This is a genomic window from Nocardia sp. NPDC058518 (genome assembly GCF_042719655.1).
GTDB lineage: Bacteria > Actinomycetota > Actinomycetes > Mycobacteriales > Mycobacteriaceae > Nocardia.
In genome coordinates, this window is sequence record NZ_JBHXNJ010000019.1 from 36433 (window position 1) to 52921 (window position 16489).

A 16489-nucleotide genomic window follows, 5' to 3' on the forward strand; every position below is an offset into this window, starting at 1 on the left:
CACTGCCACACCCCTTGGCGAGTACTCTCGGCTGTGAGACGCTGGTCACAGCAAACAGTCGATAGCCATGGGTCGGGACCGAAGGAGCCATCATGCAGTCGCTACGTGATTTCGCCGAGGCCAACTACGACCTGATCGGCACGGTCGTCATCGGACTCGGAAACCTCGGCCTGACGGTCGCGAAGACCGTCATAGATCTCGGCACTCCCCTGCTCCAGGGATTCTTCGCCTGACCACCGACCTCGAATCCAAGGAGCACACCATGGACGAAGTCCTGCAGTTCCTCTCCGACAATTACAACGCCATCGCTGGTCTCGGGCTGTATGTCTTGCAAACAGGATTCGAGATCACCGCTCCGCTGACGCTGCTGATCCTGAACTTCCTCAACTCCTGACACCTCGCGTGTGGCACGCTGGGAGCGCACTATTCGGCTCGCCACATGGGAGGACGAACAATGCTCCATTACATCGCGCAGGAATTCTCGACCCTCGGCAACGGTGTTCTCGATGTCGGCAGGGCCGTCGTCGAACTGGTCCAGAACATCATCGACATCGCCACGCCGAACAACCAGGGTGGCGGCGCGGGCGGCGGGCAGTACCCGTTCAACTGAGAGTTGCCGCGCGGCTGGTGTGCGAATCATGACCGACGATGTGCGGCTCGACGCAGGCTCCGCGGGTCTCACGATCGCCCCGGGCGACGGCGGGGCGATTCACAGCCTCACCGTCGACGGCACCGAATTGCTCCGGCAGGACCCGGGAACCGGGTGTTTCGTCATGGCGCCGTGGGCCGGTCGGCTCGGCAACGGCGAACTGACCGTCGGCGACCGGACGTATCAGTTGCCGATCAACAATCCCCCGCACAGCATCCACGGCACCGCGCGCGACGGAGTGTGGGACGTGGTCGCGGCTTCGCCGAACGCGGCAACGATCCGTCACCGCCTCGGTGCGCCGTGGCCGTTCGCGGGCACCGTCACCCAGACGTTCACCCTCACCGACACCGGCCTCACCCTGGCCATGCGCATCGCCACCGACCACGACTCCTTCCCCGCCCAGGGCGGCTGGCATCCGTGGTTCCTGCGCGAGGTCCCGCCCGCCACCGGGCCGGTGCGGCTCGATTTCGACCCGGCATGGCAGCGCGAACGCGGCGACGACTACCTGCCCACCGGCCGCAAGATCGCGCCGACACCGCCACCGTGGGACGACTGCTTCGGCATGCCCAACGGCGTCCTCGCCCGCCTCACCTGGCCCGGGTTCCTCGAACTCACCATCACCAGCCCGGTCCACGACGTCGTCATCTGGACCCTGCCGGAGCAATCACTGTCCGTAGAGGCCCAGTCCGGCCCACCCAACGGCCTCAACACCGAACCCCAGCTGGTCACCCCCGACGCACCACTCGACATCCAGGTCGACTGGACCTGGCAGCGCCTGTCACAGAACTGACGGCTCGACCGGCCGAATCTGCGCCATCGCGACCCAACGACCAGCAGCCACCGCGCTCGAGGGCTGAGTAGCGCAGCACCGCAACCGATTACGGTGGCTGCGTGCCGATCACGTTCGCCCACCCGATCGCAGTGCTGCCCTTTGCCCGGCACCTTCCCCTTGCCGCCCTCGTCGCCGGGTCTGTCGCCCCGGATGTCGTCTACTACCTGCCGGTGCCGCTGTCCGGCTCCGCGACCCACTCGGTCATCGGGATCTTGTCGTGGGACCTGCTGATCGGTCTCGTGATGCTGTCGGCATTCCGCTTCTCCCAAGGCCCTGCCGCTGCGCTGCTGCCCTTATCGCTATCCGTCCCGGCCGATTCCGGACCGGCGTGGCGCCGCGCGGTGCTGACCGTCATTGCCGTTCTCGTGGGCGCCGCGACACACGCACTCTGGGATTCCTTCACTCAGACAACAGGTTTCGCTGTCCAGCACTGGGATATGTTGCGGACGACGGTCATCGAGCCACACAAGACCTACAACGTCCTCGGTTACGTCTGTTCTCTCGCCGGAACGGCGGCTCTCGCCTATCTCTTGGTGCGCCGCACCCGCCGCACCGCCGCCGCTTCGATGCGGCGGCGGTGGGCCGTCATCGCCGTTCTCCTCGCGGCGGCCACGATCGGCGCGGGGCTCGCTGTCGATGATCCGGTCACTCGAGTCAGTACCTACGACCTGGTCCGCCACACGATCGTCGGTGCCGCCCAGGCGACTGCTTGCGCCTGGGCGATCTACGCCGTGCTGTGGCATATCGGTGCGAGTCGAGCACGGGCATCAGGGCGAGCGGATGCTGCGGAAGGGTGAGGGCGACGCCGCCTGCCGCCGCCGACTCCGCCTCATTCCTCACCGTCGTGGCCTCACCGGCCTGCGCACCCAGCGCGGCACTTAAGCCTGCATGGTTGAGCAACGACCACGGCAACCCAACCGTGGTCGGCTCAGGCCAGGTCTTCGATTTTCGCGGCCAGTTCGGCGCCGGTGAGGGGTTCGCGGGCGATGACGGCGATGGTGTCGTCGCCGGCGATGGTGCCGACGATGTAGGGCAGGGCCGCGCGGTCGAGGGCGCTGGCCAGGAAGTGGGCGGCGCCGGGTGGGGTGCGCAGGACGGCGAGATTGCCGCTGGCGTCGGTGGAAACGAGCAGGTCACCGAGGAGTTTGGACAGGCGGCCGGTGCCACCGGTGACACCGCGGACGGGGCTGCCGTCCTCGGGGACGATGTAGACGCCCGCGCCGCCGTCGGCTGCCCGCAGCTTCACCGCGCCGAGTTCGTCGAGGTCACGCGACAGGGTGGCCTGGGTGGTTTCGATGCCCTCGGCCGACAGCAAGGCGGCGAGTTCGGTCTGGCTGCGGACCGAGTGGGAGGTCAGCAGTTCGATGATGCGCGACTGGCGGCCGGCGCGGGTGCGGGCGATCGCGGGCGACCCCTTCTCGGGTGCACTCATGATCGCCCGGCCTCCACGCCGGCCCCGGTTCGCGGTCTCACGCGGCGGCTTTCGCGAGCAGCCACACCAGCAGCGCCTTCTGCGCGTGCAGGCGGTTCTCGGCTTCGTCCCAGACCACGCTGTGCCCGCCGTCGAGCACCTCGTCGGTGATCTCCTCGCCACGGTGGGCCGGAAGACAGTGCAGCACAATCGCTGCCGGGTCGGCGTGGGCGAGCAGCTCGGTGTTGAGCTGGAACGGGCGGAACGGGCCGACGCGGTCGAGACCGTCGTTCTCCTGGCCCATGGAGGTCCAGGTGTCGGTGACGAGCACGTCGGCGCCGGTCGCGCCGACCACCGGGTCACCCGTGACCGACACTGTCGCACCGGTTTCCGCGGCCCGCTCGGCAGCGGCGTCCAGGATCCACGGCAGCGGCTCGAAGCCCGCGGGCGCGGCCACGGTCACGTTCATTCCGGCGGTCACACCACCGAGCAGCAGCGAGTGCGCCATATTGTTGGCGCCGTCACCGAAGTAGGTGAGGTTGCGCCCGGCGAGCGAACCCTTGCGCTCGCTGATGGTCTGCAGATCGGCGAGCACCTGGCAGGGGTGGAACTCGTTGGACAGCGCGTTCACCACGGGAACCGTTGCGGTGACCGCCATCTCGTCGAGGCGCGACTGTTCGAAGGTCCGCCACACGATGGCGTCGACGTAACGTGAGAGCACGCTGCCGGTGTCGCCGAGGGTTTCCTCACGACCCAGCTGGGTGTCGCGGCCGTCGACGACCACGGCGTGGCCGCCGAGCTGAGCGATGCCGAGCTCGAACGAGAAGCGGGTGCGGGTGGAGTTCTTCTCGAAGATCACTCCGACCCCGCGCGGGCCGTCCAGCGGCCGGTACGCGAAGGGGTCCTTCTTCAATTCGGCGGCGATGGCGAGGATTTCGGCCTGCTCGGCCTGGGTCACATCGTCGTCGCGCAAGAAATGACGCAGGGTCATTCGGTCGCTCCCTTAGCATCGGCGGCGGCCTTGTCGAGGATCTCGGGCAGGTCGGCGACGAAATTGTCGGCCTGGGTTTCGGTGAGCACCAGGGGTGGCGCCAACCGGAGCACGTTGGGCTTGGCGGGGTTCAGCAGGTAGCCGGCCTCGCGCGCCCGTTCGTCGACATACGCGGAGATGTCGTTTTTCAGCACGATGCCGATGAGCAGGCCCGCGCCACGCACGTGGTCGATTTCGGGGTGCTCGAGCAGGGCGATCCCGTCGCTGAGCCGCTTCCCGATCCACTCCACGTGAGTCAGCAGGTCCTCGGAGTCGATGGTCCGCAGGACCGCCAATGCCGCCGCGGCACAGACGGGATTACCGCCGAAGGTGGTGCCGTGCAGGCCGGGTGTGAGCAGTTCGGCGGCCCGGCCCTGCGCCAGCACGGCGCCGATCGGCAGACCACCGCCGAGGCCCTTGGCCAGGGTGATCGCGTCGGGCACGATGCCCGCCGCCTGGTGCGCGAAAAACGTTCCGGTGCGCCCGATTCCGGTCTGTACCTCGTCGAGGATCAGCAATGCCCCGGCCCGCGAGGTGATCTCGCGCGCCCGAGCCAGGTAGTCGTGCGGCGGGACAACCACACCGCTCTCCCCCATCATCGGTTCGAGGAATACCGCGGCGGTGTCGGAATCGACCACCGCTTCGAGTGCGGCGGCGTCACCGTAGGGCACGTGCACGACACCGGGCGGCATCGGCTCGAACGGCGTCCGCTTGGCGGCCTGGCCGGTCAGTGCCAGCGCGCCCATGGTGCGACCGTGGAATGCCTCCTCGGCGGCGACGATCTTGGACCGCCCGGTGAGCCGCGCGATCTTGAACGCGGCCTCGTTGGCCTCGGTGCCGGAGTTGCAGAAGAACGCCTTGCCCTCACCGTCACCGAAATGGGCCAGGAGCTTCTCGGCCAGCTCGATCACGGGCTCGCTGGCGTACAGGTTCGACACGTGGCCGAGCGTGCCGAGCTGCTGGGTGACCGCTGCCAGGATGGCGGGGTGGGCGTGGCCGAGGCTGTTGACCGCGATGCCACCGAGGAAGTCGATGTAGCGCTTGCCGTCGGCGTCGTAGAGCACCGCACCGGCGCCGCGCACCAGCGCGACCTTCGGGGTGCCGTAGTTGTCCATCATCGCGGCCGACCACCGCTGCTGCAGCATCTCTGTTTCGCTCATGATTGCGTTCCATCCGGCGACCCGGCGGGGGTCACCATGGTTCCGATTCCTTCTCCGGTGAACAGTTCCAGTAGTACCGAATGCGGCACCCGCCCGTCGATCACGTGGGCACTGGGGACCCCGCCGAGTACGGCGCGCAGGCACGCTTCCATCTTCGGCACCATGCCCGCATCCAGGCGCGGCAGCAACTTCGCCAACGCGTCGGCGTCGATCCGGCTGGTCAGCGAGGAGCGGTCCGGCCAGTCGGTGTAGAGGCCCTCGACGTCGGTGAGCACGACGAGTTTCTCCGCGCCGATGCCCTCGGCGAGTGCGGCGGCGGCGGTGTCGGCATTGATGTTGTGCACCACGCCGTCGGCGTCGGGGGCGATGGTGGAGACCACCGGGATGCGGCCCGCGTCGATCAGGTCGAGCACGGCGCCGGGGTTGACCTCGGTGACGTCGCCGACCAGGCCGATGTCGGTGGCGACGCCCTCGACCGCCACGGTGCGCCGGGTGGCGGTGAACAGGTGCGCGTCCTCGCCGGAGATGCCGACCGCGTACGGGCCGTGCGCGTTGATCAGCCCGACGAGCTCACGGCCGACCTGACCGAACAGCACCATCCGCACCACGTCCATCACCTCGGGGGTGGTGACGCGGAAGCCGCCGCGGAATTCGCCTTCCATGCCGAGCCTTTTGAGCATGGCGTTGATCTGCGGGCCACCGCCGTGCACGACCACGGGGTGGACGCCGACGGTGCGCAGGAACGCCATGTCGGCGGCGAAGGCCGACTTGAGTTCGTCGTCGATCATGGCGTTGCCGCCGTACTTCACGACGACGATCTTGTCGCGGAACTTCTGCAGCCACGGCAGCGCGTCGGCGAGCACGTGCGCCTTGTCCAGCGCCGAAAGGGTGTGCACCACACTGCTACTCATGAGCTGTACGCCGAGTTCTCTTCGACGTAGGCGTACGAGAGGTCGGTGGTGCGCACCATCGCGGTGCCCTCGCCCACATTGAGCTCGATCAGCACGTCGACGTCTTCGCCGGACAGATCGACCTCGCGGGCGCCGGGCGCGCCGACGCTGTCGACGCAGACCGGATTGCCGTTGAACGACACCGCGATCCGGTTCGGATCGAGGGTCACCGGCGCGATGCCGACCGCGGCGAGCACGCGACCCCAGTTCGGATCGGAGCCGAACAGCGCGGTCTTGACCAGACTGTCGCGGGCGACAGCGCGGGCGGCGGTCAGCGCCTCGTCCTCGGAGGCCGCACCGGTGACGGTGACCTGGACCCGCTTGGTGACACCCTCGGCGTCGGCCATCAGCTGCGCGGCCAGGTCGTCACAGACGGTGAACACCGCGGCGTCGAGATCTTCCTGCGAGGGCGCGACGCCGCTGGCGCCGTTGGCCATGAGCAGCACGGTGTCGTTGGTGGAGCACGAACCGTCGACATCGAGCCGGTCGAAGGTGTATTTCGTGGCCTTGCGCAGCGCGGAGTCGAGCTGGTCGGGCGTGGCGACGGCGTCGGTGGTGAGCACGACGAGCATGGTGGCCAGCGACGGCGCGAGCATGCCCGCGCCCTTGGCCATGCCGCCGACGTTCCACTTGTCCTCGCTGTGGAACGCCGACTCCTTCGGGACGGTGTCGGTGGTCATGATGGCGTGGGCGGCGTCGGAGCCACCCGACATGCCGCCGCCCATCTCGTGCACGATCTCGGTGATCGCCGGGATCAGCTTGTCCATCGGCAGGCGGTCACCGATGAGCCCGGTCGAGCAGACCGCGATCTCGCCCGCGCCGGTCTCGGTGCCCCAATTGCTCAGTGCCGCGGCGAGTTCCTCGGCGGTCTTGTGGGTGTCCTGGAAGCCGCCGTGACCGGTGCAGGCATTCGCGCCGCCGGAGTTGAGGATCACCGCACGCAGGTGGCCGGTCTTGAGCACCTGCTGTGACCACAGCACCGGCGCGGCCTTGACCTGATTGCTGGTGAAGACACCGGCCGCCGAGTACTCGGGGCCCTCGTTGAGCACCAGCGCGAGGTCGGGCTTGCCGCTGACCTTGATGCCCGCCGCGATGCCCGCCGCGCGGAAACCCAGCGGCGCGGTGACGCCCTGGGTGTGGATCAGTTTGCCGTGGTCCGGGGTCTGCGGATCAGGGGTCGTCACGGTGCCACTCCTACGGTGGAAAGTCCTGCGGTCTCGTCGAATCCGACGGCCAGATTCATCGATTGCACCGCGGCGCCCGCGGTGCCCTTGGTCAAGTTGTCGATCGCGCCGATCACCACGAGCAGACCCGCGTCGGCATCGACGGTGACCTGCAGGGTGATGGCGTTGGAGCCGAGCACCGAACCGGTCTGCGGCAGTACGCCTTCGGGTAGCAGGTGCACGAAAGGTTCTTCGGCGTAGGCCTTCTCATAGACGGCGCGCGCCTGCGCGGCGTCGACCTTCACCGGGGCGGTGCAGGTGGCGAGGATGCCACGCGGCATCGGCGCCAGCACCGGGGTGAACGACACCGAGACATCCACGCCGCCCGCGGCTTTCAGGTTCTGCGCGATCTCGGGGGTGTGCCGGTGCGCGCCCGCGACGCTGTAGGCCCGCACGCTGCCCATCACCTCGGAACCGAGCAGACCGACATCGAGTTTGCGACCGGCGCCCGAAGTGCCGCTCACGGCAACGACATTCACGGCGGGCTCGATGATCCCGGCGGCGATTGCCGGGGCCAGCGCCACACTGGACACGGTCGGGTAGCAGCCGGGCACGGCGATCCGCCGGGCGCCGGTGAGCTTCGCCCGCCCGCCGGGCAGCTCGGGCAGGCCATAGGGCCAGCTGCCCGCATGGGGGCTGCCGTAGTACCGCTCCCAGGCGGCGGCGTCGGTGAGCCGGTAGTCCGCGCCGCAGTCGATGATGACGGTCTCGTCGGGCAGGGCGGCCGCGATGGCGCCGGACTGGCCGTGCGGGAGGCCGAGAAACACGATGTCGTGACCGGCCAGGACCTCGGGGGTGGTCTCCTCGAGAATTCGGTCCGCCAGGGGCAGCAGATGCGGCTGCAGCGCGCCCAGTGCGGTACCCGCGTTGGAACCGGCGGTCAGCGCCCCGATCTCGAGGCGCCCCGCTCGGTATTCGGGATGACCGAGCAGTAGACGCAACACTTCGCCACCGGCGTATCCACTCGCACCGGCAACCGCCACCCGCAGCACGGGTCCTCCCGACGAATCAACCATGTGATGATTATGCACGACTATGCAAGCTCATTCATGAGCGGGTGTGACCGACTTCGCCTCCGACGCCCCGATCAGGCGCGCTACCAGCGGAAACACCAGAACGGTGGTCGCGCCCGCCGCAACCAGGATCGAGGCGACATCGGCGGTCAACAGGCCGGCCTGGGTGGCGACCTGGGTCACCGCGACGATGATCGGCAGTCCGGTCGCGGCATAGAGGGCCAATTCGACGCGCTCGCGTCCGGTCGCCAGGTTGTCCCCGCGCGGCACGAACCGCTCGCTCAGCCAGACGGGCAAGCCACGCGCGATCGCGATGGTGACCACGAACCACAGCCACAGCACCGGACTCCTGCCGACCGCCGCGACATCGATACCCATCCCCGACACCACGAAGAACACCGGGATCAGCAGCCCGTATCCGATGGCCTCCAGCGACGAGTCCACATCCGGGTGCCCCGCGGCGATCAGCCGGCGCAGAATCATGCCCGCGGCGAACGCGCCGAGCACCACATCCAGATCGAAGACCTCGGCGACCACCATCAGCACCAAGAGCAGCAGCACGACCCCGCGCACCGGCAGTTGTGAGGTGCCACCGCCCAGTTTGCCCAGCGTGGCGCCGAGATCGGGAATGCGGTCGAACATCCGCACCGGCACGAACCCGACGACAACGGCCGCCGCCACGAACATCAACACGACCACCACCGCGCTGCCCGCATCTCGACTGGTGAGCAGCACCGACATCGCCACGATCGGTCCGAGCTCGCCCACCGCGCCGTGCGTCATCACCGCCCGGCCCAGCGGTGAGTCGACGATTCCCGCCTGCTTCAGAATCGGCAGCAGGGTGCCCAGCGCGGTGGAGGTGAGCGCGATGGCGACCGCGACGCGCGTGCCGGTCGAATTGTCCGTCGCCACCAGGACAATCGCGAAAGCGAACAGCAGACACACGATCCACACGACCCACGCCGTCCGACCCGACCGGCCACCCAGCAATCGCGGATCGAGCTCGTAGCCCGCCAGCAGGAACAGCATCCCCAGCCCCAGCTCGCTGACCAGGTCGACACCGCCCGCGCTGCTCGCCCACCCGAGCACATGCGGCCCGACCACCGCTCCGGCCACCAGCAGGATCACCACATCCGGCAGATACCCGCGCACCAGTCGCGACAGCAGCGGCGCGACCACCGCGATGAGTGCGATCCAGAACAGCGAGACGATCGGCGAGGGATCGCCGACACCATCGGACGCGAGCAGATCCATGCGGCTCATCGTGGCACAGCGGCACGCCCGATCCCCGAAACCGCGCGCGGGGCGATCGTCACCCCGCCGGGCGAGGTGTCATCGACAGATGGTCGTCGGCGGTGCCCGGTTCCGGCAGCAGGTGGGCGAGGAGGAGCTTGATCAGCAGGACGGGCCCGAACCAGAGCAGGAACGTGGGAACCGCGAGCACAGCGGTGGTGATCGCGGTACCGAAGACGGTGGCGGCGAAGGCGACCGGCGTGCGGAGGTCGTGCGGCACCGCCGTCACCACGACGGCGGCCGCGAGGACGAGCCCATAGATCGCGGCCGCCGTCCACCAGCCGAACCCGGGCACCACCAGTGCGAGCAGGAACGGCTGGGCGTGGATCGCCACGAACGCGAGGTGGTGGCGGGCGTCGCGGCCGGGCCGATGGAACCAGCGCTTCGCCGAGGCCGTCGCGTTCACGACCGCGCCGCCGAACAGGTCGAAGCCGACGAGCGCGACCACGGCGATCACCAGCGCGGATCCGCCCGCGTGCCCGGCGAGCAGACCGGCTGTCGCCCCGCCGGCCACCGCCGCCGAATAGCACAGGGTGGCTTCACTTCTCGTCGCGTTCGGGGCGATCAGCCGGTCGGTGATCGTCATCGCCGCAGACCTTCCACGCACACAGCCACGATGGGTTCGGCCAGGTCGACGAGCCGGACCTGATCGTCGGCGAGCCACTGCACCAGGCACCCTTCGATCGCGCCGACGATCACCGCCGCGTGCTCCTCCCCGATCCCGGCCCGCAACTGCCCCTCGGCGCCCGCCTCGCGCAGCAACCCGGCGATCGCCGCGCGGTAGCCGGCGTACACGGCGGCCATATCTATCGGGCTGCGGGCGGCCCACACGTCCAGCAGCACGCGCGCGTAGTCAGGATGAGCTGCCAGCATCGCGACCGTCGCCCGAATCAGCTCGGCCAGCCGATCCAGCGCAGGCCCGGTCCCGGGAATCGCGAGCTGTTCCTCCGCGCGTGCACGGTATTGGTCGAACGCCGCGGTGAGCAACTCCTCTCTGCTGCTCACCGCAAGGTAGACACTGCCTTTCGCGACACCGGCCTCGGCCGCGACATCCTCGATCCGGGACGAGGCGAAACCCTTCCGCGCGAACACCCGAACGGCCGCATCCAGGATTTCGGCGCGCCGGGCATCCACATCAACTCTCTTCGGCATTGTCCGATTATGACTGACCGGACAGTCATAATCAAGGAATCGTCGGACCGAGGCCGCAGTGGTGATCAATTGCCCAGGTGGATTACTCAGTGCTTGCGGACGATTGTTTCGCCTGCGCCGGGTTTCCAGACGGTGATGTCGAGGTGGTCGTCGTTGGTTTCGACGGTGGAGGCGCCGGTGAGGTCGGCGACGTAGAAGTGGTCGAACTTCTGGCCGCGGATGTCGAAACCGCTGTCGTCGAACAGCTTTTGGGCGAAGCGGGCGTGGACGGCTTCGTCGCGCAGATCGGTGACCGTGCCGAAGAGTTTCGCGTCGCCGTCGGAGACATTGGTGTCGACGGTGGCGGTGTGCAGGCAGAAGCGCGGGTCGCGGGCGAGGTCGTCGAATTTTCGGGTGTTCGGCATGCCCGCCAGGACGAGGATGCCTTCGAAGATCATCGGTTCGATCGGGCTGATTCGTGGCGATCCGTCGGCGCGCAGGGTGGCGAGCATGCACAGGTTGCCGGTGGCCTGGTGTCGGCGCAGGAACAGGGCGGCGATGGTGGGTGCTTCTTCGGTGAATTGGCTCCACGTGGTCATACCTCGTACGGTACGACGCAACCTTGACATCTTGTGTCAGGTTTTGCGGCTAGTCTCGGGGATATGCGAGCGAGCAGGCTGGTGCAGCTGCTGCTCCTGTTGCAAGCAGGCGGCGGTGCGACCGCGAGCGAGCTGGCGCGGGAGCTGGAGGTGTCGGTGCGCACGGTGTATCGGGACGTGGAGGCGCTCTCGGCGGCGGGCGTTCCGGTGTACAGCGAGCCGGGGCGCGGCGGTGGTGTGCGATTGATCGACGGCTACCGAACCCGGCTCACCGGCCTCACCTCCGACGAAGCCGACGCCGTCCTGCTCGCCGGTCTCCCCGGTGCCGCCGCCGACCTGGGCCTTGGCACCGTCCTGGCCACCGCCCAGCTGAAAATGCTCGCCGCCCTCCCGCCGGAACTGCGCGGCCGGGCCACCCGAATCGCCGAGCGCGTCCACATCGACATGCCCGGCTGGTTCCAGCGTCCCGACGAAACCCCCACCCTCGCAACGGTTGCCGATGCCCTCTGGCACGACCGCCGCCTCGCGATCACCTACCGCCGCCGCGACCGCACGGTCGAACGGACACTCGACCCGCTCGGCCTGGTCATGAAGGCAGGCACCTGGTATCTGATCGCCCGCGACCGCTCCGACATCCGCTCCTACCGAGCGAGCCGCATCACCACCGCCGAACCGATCGGTGAATCCTTCACCCGCCCACCCGGTTTCGACCTCGCTACGCACTGGCAGGACGCCGCCGAACAGTTCGCCCGATCGATGCTGCGCGTCCGCGCGCACTGCCGGATCTCCACCGACCACCTGAACCTGCTCCGGCTGATGAACGACCCCGCCGCGGTCCGCGAAGCCCTTGCCTCCATCGGCCCTCCCGATGCCGACGGCTGGGCCGACATCACGATCCCCGCCGAGTCCCACGAAGTCCTCGCCCACGCCCTACTCCCCCTGGGCGAACACGTCGAGGTCCTGACCCCACCCGAACTGCGCGCGACCATGGCCACCACGGCCGCGGCCATGCTCGCGCGCTACCACCTCCCACCGGACATGTAGCCCCACCCCGCGATACCGGCGCCGACCTCGGTGCGCCCTATTTCTGAGCTGTCCGGCTGAACTCGACGCAGTCCGGGCATTCGTCCACGAGTGGGTGGGTGCAGCGCAGCACGTGGGCGAGGAAGTCGATGGTTCGGGTGAGATCGTCAGCGCGAGCTTGCAATTCGGCTTGTTTGTCCGCGAAGAGAGCCACCCGCCGGGTGCGGGACCTGGTCGCGAACAGATCCTTGATCTCGGCCAGGGACAGCCCGGCACGTTGGCAGAGCTGGACGAGACGGGCTCGGACGATGAGTTCGCCGTCGTAGATTCGTTGACCGCCGGACGCGCGGGGTGGAACGAGCACGCCCGCGTCCTCCCAGTGACGCAGGACGTGGGTGGCGACGCCCAGTTCGGCGGCGGCGTCACCGATGCGACGCGACTCGGCGGTCTGTGGCACATTCACCCCTTTACTTCAGGTCGACCTGAAGTTTTAGGGTAGTTCGCATGGGACACAACGGCAATCGGACACAGATGATCGACTCGGTCGCGGCACCGGACTTGTGGCGATGTTGCCGATCGGTGGGGTCGGCGGTGACGGGTGCCGTGCGGCCACGACGACCCGACCGCCGGTTCCTCGCCTCGCTGCCCGACAACGGCCTACCCCGCGGCACGGCGACAGTCGAGCTGACAGTTCTGGCGCAGAATGCCAGGAGTGTGCCGACGGCGGCCATCGTCGAAGGCCTGTTCACCCCGCGGCGGATCGAGTCCGCGATGACGGCATTCGTCGTCCGGCATCCCGAGGCGACTTTTCTCGTCGACCCCGGGATCTGTGCCGATGTCAACGGCCAGGCGGTGGCCGAACTCCCCCAGGTTCTGCGGCTCGCGGTGACGCCGCCGAAGGACGTCCTCGACATCCGAGAGTCACTGCACCGCAGTGGAATCGAGGCACATGCCATCGACTTCGCCCTACCGACACACCTGCACTGGGACCATATCGCCGGCCTTCTCGATCTGCCCGGGCTGCCGCTGCGACTCCACCGACCCGAACACGGGTGGGCGATGGAGGGCCCGGTGGCGCCGGTCGGCGGGGTCCGGCGAGCCGTTCGTGAACGACCTCTCGATTTCTACGAGCTCGACGGTCCGCCCGTTCTCGCCTTCGCCCGCAGTCATGACCTGTTCGGCGACGGCGCGGTGGTGCTCGTCGATCTGTCCGGTCACACCCCGGGCAGCATCGGCTTGCTCTTACGCACCGAACGCGGCCCGGTCCTGCTCGCGGGAGACGCGATCTGGCACAACCTCCAAGCCGAGGAACTCCGACAGAAGTCGGGCTATCCGGGCATGCTGGCCGACGACAACCGCACCGAAACCTGGCGAACCGTCCACCGCCTGCACGCGATCCGCGACGCCGTCCGCATCATTCCCAGTCACGACCATCGGGCGGCGTGCGCATGGAACGAGGACCCGCACTCGCCGCGGTCGAGACAGAACTGAGCCGGCTCGTCACGGTGCACAGGTCCAGTCGAGAACCTCTGCCATGGAGCGGAGCTGGGCCGATGTGGGTGTGAGGCGTAGTGCCGTGTTGCGGAGGGCTACCAGTGGCCGCGCGGATAGTTGGCCGATCGTGCCGATCCGGGCGGAGCGTCCGGTGATCATCTGGGTGCGCGGGCGGCGTTCTCGGTCATAGCGAGCGAGGCCGTCGGGTTCGCCTGCCAACTGGGCCAGGACCACCGCGTCTTCGAGGGCTTGGCAGCCGCCCTGGCCGAGGTTCGGGGTCATCGCGTGGGCGGCGTCGCCGAGCAGGGCGACGCGGCCCGCGGTGAAGGTGGGCAGGGTGGGAAGGTCGTAGATGTCGTTGTGCAGCAACGTGTTCGGGTCCGCAGCGGCGAGGAGGGCGGGGATCGGGTGGTGCCAGTTCTCGAAGCGATCGCGGACTTCGGCAAGGCTGGCGGTGGTGTTCTCGGGGGCGTTGTAGACGGCATAGCAGTAGACGCGACCGTCCGCGAGGGGTGCCATGCCGAAACGCGCGCCGCGACCCCAGGTTTCGCCGAATTCGGTGAGCGGTTCGTCGACGTCGACCACGGCACGCCAGGCGGTGTAGCCGGCGTAGCGCGGGGCGACTTCGCCGCAGACCGCTCGTCGGACGACACTGCGGATCCCGTCGGCGCCGACGACCAGATCCACGGATGAGGTGCCCGCGGAGTGGACTACCGTCCCGTCGGCGATCACCTCGCGAACCGTGACACCGGTGCGCACAACGCCGTCAGGAAGCGCCGCGCGCAGAATGTCCAACAGCCGGGCCCGGTGGATCACCACCGGCGCTCCGAACCGCTCGCGCAGCGTCGCCACATCGGTGCGCGAGAGCCATCGCCCACGGTCGTCCCGAATTCCGGCCGACACCTCCGCCATGCCCTGCGCACGGACCGTGTCACCGACGCCGAGGGCATCCAGTGCGCGTAAGGCGTTGGACCACAACGAAATACCGGATCCCACCTCGGTGACCTTCGGCGCGCGCTCCAGCACCTGAACAGACCAGCCCCGCCCGGCAAGCGCGAGCGCCGCGGCCATTCCGCCGATTCCGCCACCGACGACGATCGCTGTAGGCATCGCACACTCCTCGTTTCAGGTACCCCGGGCAGCAGACAATGCCGTCGCGCTACGACTGAGTGTGCAGGCCGCGATCCCGGCATACGAAGCCGGGCTGCCCCATGAGGACAGCCCGGCTTGCGTGCACAGTTCTCAGACGATCGAGAACAGCAGGGCGGCGACCGCGAAACTCACCACGGACAGAATGGTTTCCAGGACCGTCCAGGTTTGGAGGGTCTGCTTGACGGTCATGTTGAAGTACTTCGCGATGATCCAGAAACCGCCGTCGTTGACGTGGCTGAGGATGATCGAGCCCGCCGCGATCGCCATGGCGATCAACGCGATCGACATCTGCGAGTAGCCCTGCTCGGCCACCAGCGGCGCGACGATGCCGCCGGTGGTGACGATCGCGACCGTCGCCGAACCCTGGGCGATGCGCAGCCCGCAGCTGATCAGGTAGGCGAGCACGATGATCGGCAGCCCTGCCGCCGACATCGTGTCGGCCAGCGCCGTGCCGATGCCGGTGGCCGAGATGACCTTGCCGAAGAAGGCGCCCGCACCGACCACCAGCAGCACCATGCCGACCGGTTTGAGTGATTCGGCGGTGATGGTGCTCAGTTCCTGCACCGTCGAACCGCGCCGGATCCCGAGCAGATAGAACGCGACGAGCACGGTGATGAGCAGCGCGACGGCGGGCGTGCCGAAGAAGGTGAGCACCTGCAGCAGCGCCGAATCCTTCTCCAGGAGTTGGTAACCGAAGGTGGCACCGAGGATCAGCACCAGCGGGATCGCGATGATCGCACCGATCAGCGCGACCGAAGGTGGCGCTTTCGTGACGACGGCGGTGCCACCGGACCCCTCCGCGCTGTCGTCCTCGTCCGGCTCCAGTGGCACGAACTCCTCGGGCACCGACACCTGGACGCGCTTGCCGATGTAGGTACCCCACATGATGCCCGCGGCGATGAAACCCGGAATGCCGCAGACGAATCCCATCAGGATCAGCCAGCCCAGGCTCACCCCGAGCAGCCCACCGAGGGCGACGGGACCGGGGTGTGGCGGCAGGAACGCGTGCGTCATCGACAGACCGGCCAGCATCGGCATCGCGTAGAGCACCAGCGAACGCCCACCACGCTTGGCGGCGACATAGATCAGTGGCGCGAGCACGAAGATGCCGATGTCGAAGAACACCGGGATGCCGAAGATGAGCCCGAGCAGGCCCATCGCGACGGGAGCGCCCCTCTCGCCGAACACCTTCAGCAGCTTGTCGGTGAGAACGTCGGCACCACCGGATCTTTCGAGGATCGCCCCGAGCACGGTGCCGAGACCGATGATCACCGCGATGTGGCCGAGGATGCCACCGAAGCCTGTTTCCAGTAGTGACTCACCGGCTTTGAGCGGTGTGCCGACGATCTGGGAGATCGGTAGCCCGGCGGCCAGCGCCAGCAGGAGTCCGGTCAGCAGCAGCGCGACGAACGGCTCCAGTTTGACCTTGATGATGGCGATGAGTAGTACAGCGATCGCGAGACCGCACAGCACCAGCAACCCGGGGGTGGTGGTGCGCAACCAGTCGACGGTGGCGCCCATGGAAAACC

At 68.2% G+C, this 16489-nt stretch carries 20 protein-coding genes; 7 read left to right on the top strand and 13 right to left on the bottom strand.

Going from position 1 to position 16489, the window contains the following annotated elements:
* Nucleotides 1-92: 92 nt before the first annotated feature.
* The 5 genes from ACFWPX_RS27705 to ACFWPX_RS27725 all read left to right on the top strand — a co-directional run bounded on the left by ACFWPX_RS27705 (nt 93) and on the right by ACFWPX_RS27725 (nt 2278).
* A complete protein-coding gene (locus ACFWPX_RS27705) occupies nt 93-233 on the top strand; it encodes a hypothetical protein (RefSeq protein WP_378908816.1) in 141 nt (46 codons plus the stop codon).
* Between the two features lie 29 nt (nt 234-262).
* On the top strand, nt 263-394 hold the full coding sequence (locus tag ACFWPX_RS27710; RefSeq protein WP_281258043.1) for a hypothetical protein: 132 nt from the start codon (nt 263-265) through the stop codon (nt 392-394).
* Nucleotides 395-454: 60 nt separating this feature from the next.
* A complete protein-coding gene (locus ACFWPX_RS27715) occupies nt 455-610 on the top strand; it encodes a hypothetical protein (RefSeq protein ID WP_378917529.1) in 156 nt (51 codons plus the stop codon).
* A gap of 28 nt (nt 611-638) precedes the next feature.
* Nucleotides 639-1439, top strand: coding sequence for an aldose 1-epimerase (locus tag ACFWPX_RS27720; protein ID WP_378930390.1), 801 nt, complete (start codon nt 639-641; stop codon nt 1437-1439).
* A 101-nt stretch (nt 1440-1540) separates the two neighbouring features.
* Nucleotides 1541-2278 (top strand): DUF4184 family protein, encoded by a 738-nt coding sequence (locus ACFWPX_RS27725; RefSeq protein ID WP_378930392.1) that lies wholly within the window; start codon nt 1541-1543, stop codon nt 2276-2278.
* 131 nt (nt 2279-2409) lie between these two features.
* Here ACFWPX_RS27725 and ACFWPX_RS27730 read toward each other — a convergent pair whose 3' ends face one another.
* The 10 genes from ACFWPX_RS27730 to ACFWPX_RS27775 form a co-directional block, all read right to left on the bottom strand.
* The gene (locus ACFWPX_RS27730; protein ID WP_056824335.1) at nt 2410-2913 is read right to left on the bottom strand and encodes an arginine repressor; all 504 of its coding nucleotides are present in this window, start codon (nt 2911-2913) and stop codon (nt 2410-2412) included.
* Between the two features lie 37 nt (nt 2914-2950).
* Nucleotides 2951-3883 (bottom strand): ornithine carbamoyltransferase, encoded by a 933-nt coding sequence (argF, locus tag ACFWPX_RS27735; RefSeq protein WP_378930394.1) that lies wholly within the window; start codon nt 3881-3883, stop codon nt 2951-2953.
* Nucleotides 3880-5082 (bottom strand): acetylornithine transaminase, encoded by a 1203-nt coding sequence (locus ACFWPX_RS27740; protein WP_378930396.1) that lies wholly within the window; start codon nt 5080-5082, stop codon nt 3880-3882. Before ACFWPX_RS27740 ends, argF begins: the two co-directional genes overlap by 4 nt.
* Entirely contained in the window at nt 5079-5993 is a 915-nt protein-coding gene (gene argB, locus ACFWPX_RS27745) for an acetylglutamate kinase (protein WP_378917517.1), read from the bottom strand. The genes ACFWPX_RS27740 and argB overlap by 4 nt, the downstream gene beginning before the upstream one ends.
* Entirely contained in the window at nt 5990-7216 is a 1227-nt protein-coding gene (argJ, locus tag ACFWPX_RS27750; RefSeq protein ID WP_378917515.1) for a bifunctional glutamate N-acetyltransferase/amino-acid acetyltransferase ArgJ, read from the bottom strand. The genes argB and argJ overlap by 4 nt, the downstream gene beginning before the upstream one ends.
* Nucleotides 7213-8271 (bottom strand): N-acetyl-gamma-glutamyl-phosphate reductase, encoded by a 1059-nt coding sequence (argC, locus tag ACFWPX_RS27755; RefSeq protein WP_378930398.1) that lies wholly within the window; start codon nt 8269-8271, stop codon nt 7213-7215. The genes argJ and argC overlap by 4 nt, the downstream gene beginning before the upstream one ends.
* Before the next feature lie 27 nt (nt 8272-8298).
* A complete protein-coding gene (locus tag ACFWPX_RS27760; protein ID WP_378930400.1) occupies nt 8299-9522 on the bottom strand; it encodes a cation:proton antiporter in 1224 nt (407 codons plus the stop codon).
* Nucleotides 9523-9580: 58 nt separating this feature from the next.
* Nucleotides 9581-10147 carry a hypothetical protein gene (locus ACFWPX_RS27765; RefSeq protein WP_378930402.1) on the bottom strand — a complete coding sequence of 189 codons (567 nt, stop codon included), beginning with the start codon at nt 10145-10147 and terminating at the stop codon, nt 9581-9583.
* Entirely contained in the window at nt 10144-10713 is a 570-nt protein-coding gene (locus ACFWPX_RS27770) for a TetR/AcrR family transcriptional regulator (protein WP_378930404.1), read from the bottom strand. Before ACFWPX_RS27770 ends, ACFWPX_RS27765 begins: the two co-directional genes overlap by 4 nt.
* An 86-nt stretch (nt 10714-10799) precedes the next feature.
* On the bottom strand, nt 10800-11291 hold the full coding sequence (locus tag ACFWPX_RS27775; RefSeq protein ID WP_378930406.1) for a pyridoxamine 5'-phosphate oxidase family protein: 492 nt from the start codon (nt 11289-11291) through the stop codon (nt 10800-10802).
* A 63-nt stretch (nt 11292-11354) separates the two neighbouring features.
* On the opposite strand from ACFWPX_RS27775, the gene ACFWPX_RS27780 reads away from it, so the two are divergent.
* Entirely contained in the window at nt 11355-12335 is a 981-nt protein-coding gene (locus ACFWPX_RS27780) for a helix-turn-helix transcriptional regulator (RefSeq protein ID WP_378930408.1), read from the top strand.
* A gap of 37 nt (nt 12336-12372) precedes the next feature.
* Here ACFWPX_RS27780 and ACFWPX_RS27785 read toward each other — a convergent pair whose 3' ends face one another.
* Nucleotides 12373-12771 (bottom strand): MerR family transcriptional regulator, encoded by a 399-nt coding sequence (locus ACFWPX_RS27785; protein WP_378930410.1) that lies wholly within the window; start codon nt 12769-12771, stop codon nt 12373-12375.
* A gap of 47 nt (nt 12772-12818) precedes the next feature.
* Here ACFWPX_RS27785 and ACFWPX_RS27790 point away from each other — a divergent pair, with 47 nt between their 5' ends.
* On the top strand, nt 12819-13805 hold the full coding sequence (locus ACFWPX_RS27790; protein WP_378930412.1) for an MBL fold metallo-hydrolase: 987 nt from the start codon (nt 12819-12821) through the stop codon (nt 13803-13805).
* Between the two features lie 9 nt (nt 13806-13814).
* Here ACFWPX_RS27790 and ACFWPX_RS27795 read toward each other — a convergent pair whose 3' ends face one another.
* Together ACFWPX_RS27795 and ACFWPX_RS27800 are read right to left on the bottom strand one after the other, a co-directional pair.
* Nucleotides 13815-14918, bottom strand: coding sequence for an FAD-dependent monooxygenase (locus ACFWPX_RS27795; RefSeq protein ID WP_378930415.1), 1104 nt, complete (start codon nt 14916-14918; stop codon nt 13815-13817).
* A gap of 132 nt (nt 14919-15050) precedes the next feature.
* The gene (locus ACFWPX_RS27800) at nt 15051-16481 is read right to left on the bottom strand and encodes a GntP family permease (protein ID WP_378930418.1); all 1431 of its coding nucleotides are present in this window, start codon (nt 16479-16481) and stop codon (nt 15051-15053) included.
* Between the last annotated feature and the right edge of the window lie 8 nt (nt 16482-16489).

Bases quoted from the DNA above. Each gene is read 5' to 3' on its own strand.
- ACFWPX_RS27780 (WP_378930408.1), top strand. From the start codon at position 11,355: ATGCGAGCGAGCAGGCTGGTGCAGCTGCTGCTCCTGTTGCAAGCAGGC.
- ACFWPX_RS27720 (WP_378930390.1), top strand. From the start codon at position 639: ATGACCGACGATGTGCGGCTCGACGCAGGCTCCGCGGGTCTCACGATC.
- ACFWPX_RS27770 (WP_378930404.1), bottom strand. From the start codon at position 10,713: ATGCCGAAGAGAGTTGATGTGGATGCCCGGCGCGCCGAAATCCTGGAT.
- argB (WP_378917517.1), bottom strand. From the start codon at position 5,993: ATGAGTAGCAGTGTGGTGCACACCCTTTCGGCGCTGGACAAGGCGCAC.
- ACFWPX_RS27795 (WP_378930415.1), bottom strand. From the start codon at position 14,918: ATGCCTACAGCGATCGTCGTCGGTGGCGGAATCGGCGGAATGGCCGCG.
- ACFWPX_RS27775 (WP_378930406.1), bottom strand. From the start codon at position 11,291: ATGACCACGTGGAGCCAATTCACCGAAGAAGCACCCACCATCGCCGCC.
- argC (WP_378930398.1), bottom strand. From the start codon at position 8,271: ATGGTTGATTCGTCGGGAGGACCCGTGCTGCGGGTGGCGGTTGCCGGT.
- argF (WP_378930394.1), bottom strand. From the start codon at position 3,883: ATGACCCTGCGTCATTTCTTGCGCGACGACGATGTGACCCAGGCCGAG.
- ACFWPX_RS27765 (WP_378930402.1), bottom strand. From the start codon at position 10,147: ATGACGATCACCGACCGGCTGATCGCCCCGAACGCGACGAGAAGTGAA.
- ACFWPX_RS27740 (WP_378930396.1), bottom strand. From the start codon at position 5,082: ATGAGCGAAACAGAGATGCTGCAGCAGCGGTGGTCGGCCGCGATGATG.
- ACFWPX_RS27760 (WP_378930400.1), bottom strand. From the start codon at position 9,522: ATGGATCTGCTCGCGTCCGATGGTGTCGGCGATCCCTCGCCGATCGTC.
- ACFWPX_RS27790 (WP_378930412.1), top strand. From the start codon at position 12,819: ATGGGACACAACGGCAATCGGACACAGATGATCGACTCGGTCGCGGCA.
- ACFWPX_RS27710 (WP_281258043.1), top strand. From the start codon at position 263: ATGGACGAAGTCCTGCAGTTCCTCTCCGACAATTACAACGCCATCGCT.
- ACFWPX_RS27800 (WP_378930418.1), bottom strand. From the start codon at position 16,481: ATGGGCGCCACCGTCGACTGGTTGCGCACCACCACCCCCGGGTTGCTG.
- ACFWPX_RS27705 (WP_378908816.1), top strand. From the start codon at position 93: ATGCAGTCGCTACGTGATTTCGCCGAGGCCAACTACGACCTGATCGGC.
- ACFWPX_RS27715 (WP_378917529.1), top strand. From the start codon at position 455: ATGCTCCATTACATCGCGCAGGAATTCTCGACCCTCGGCAACGGTGTT.
- ACFWPX_RS27730 (WP_056824335.1), bottom strand. From the start codon at position 2,913: ATGAGTGCACCCGAGAAGGGGTCGCCCGCGATCGCCCGCACCCGCGCC.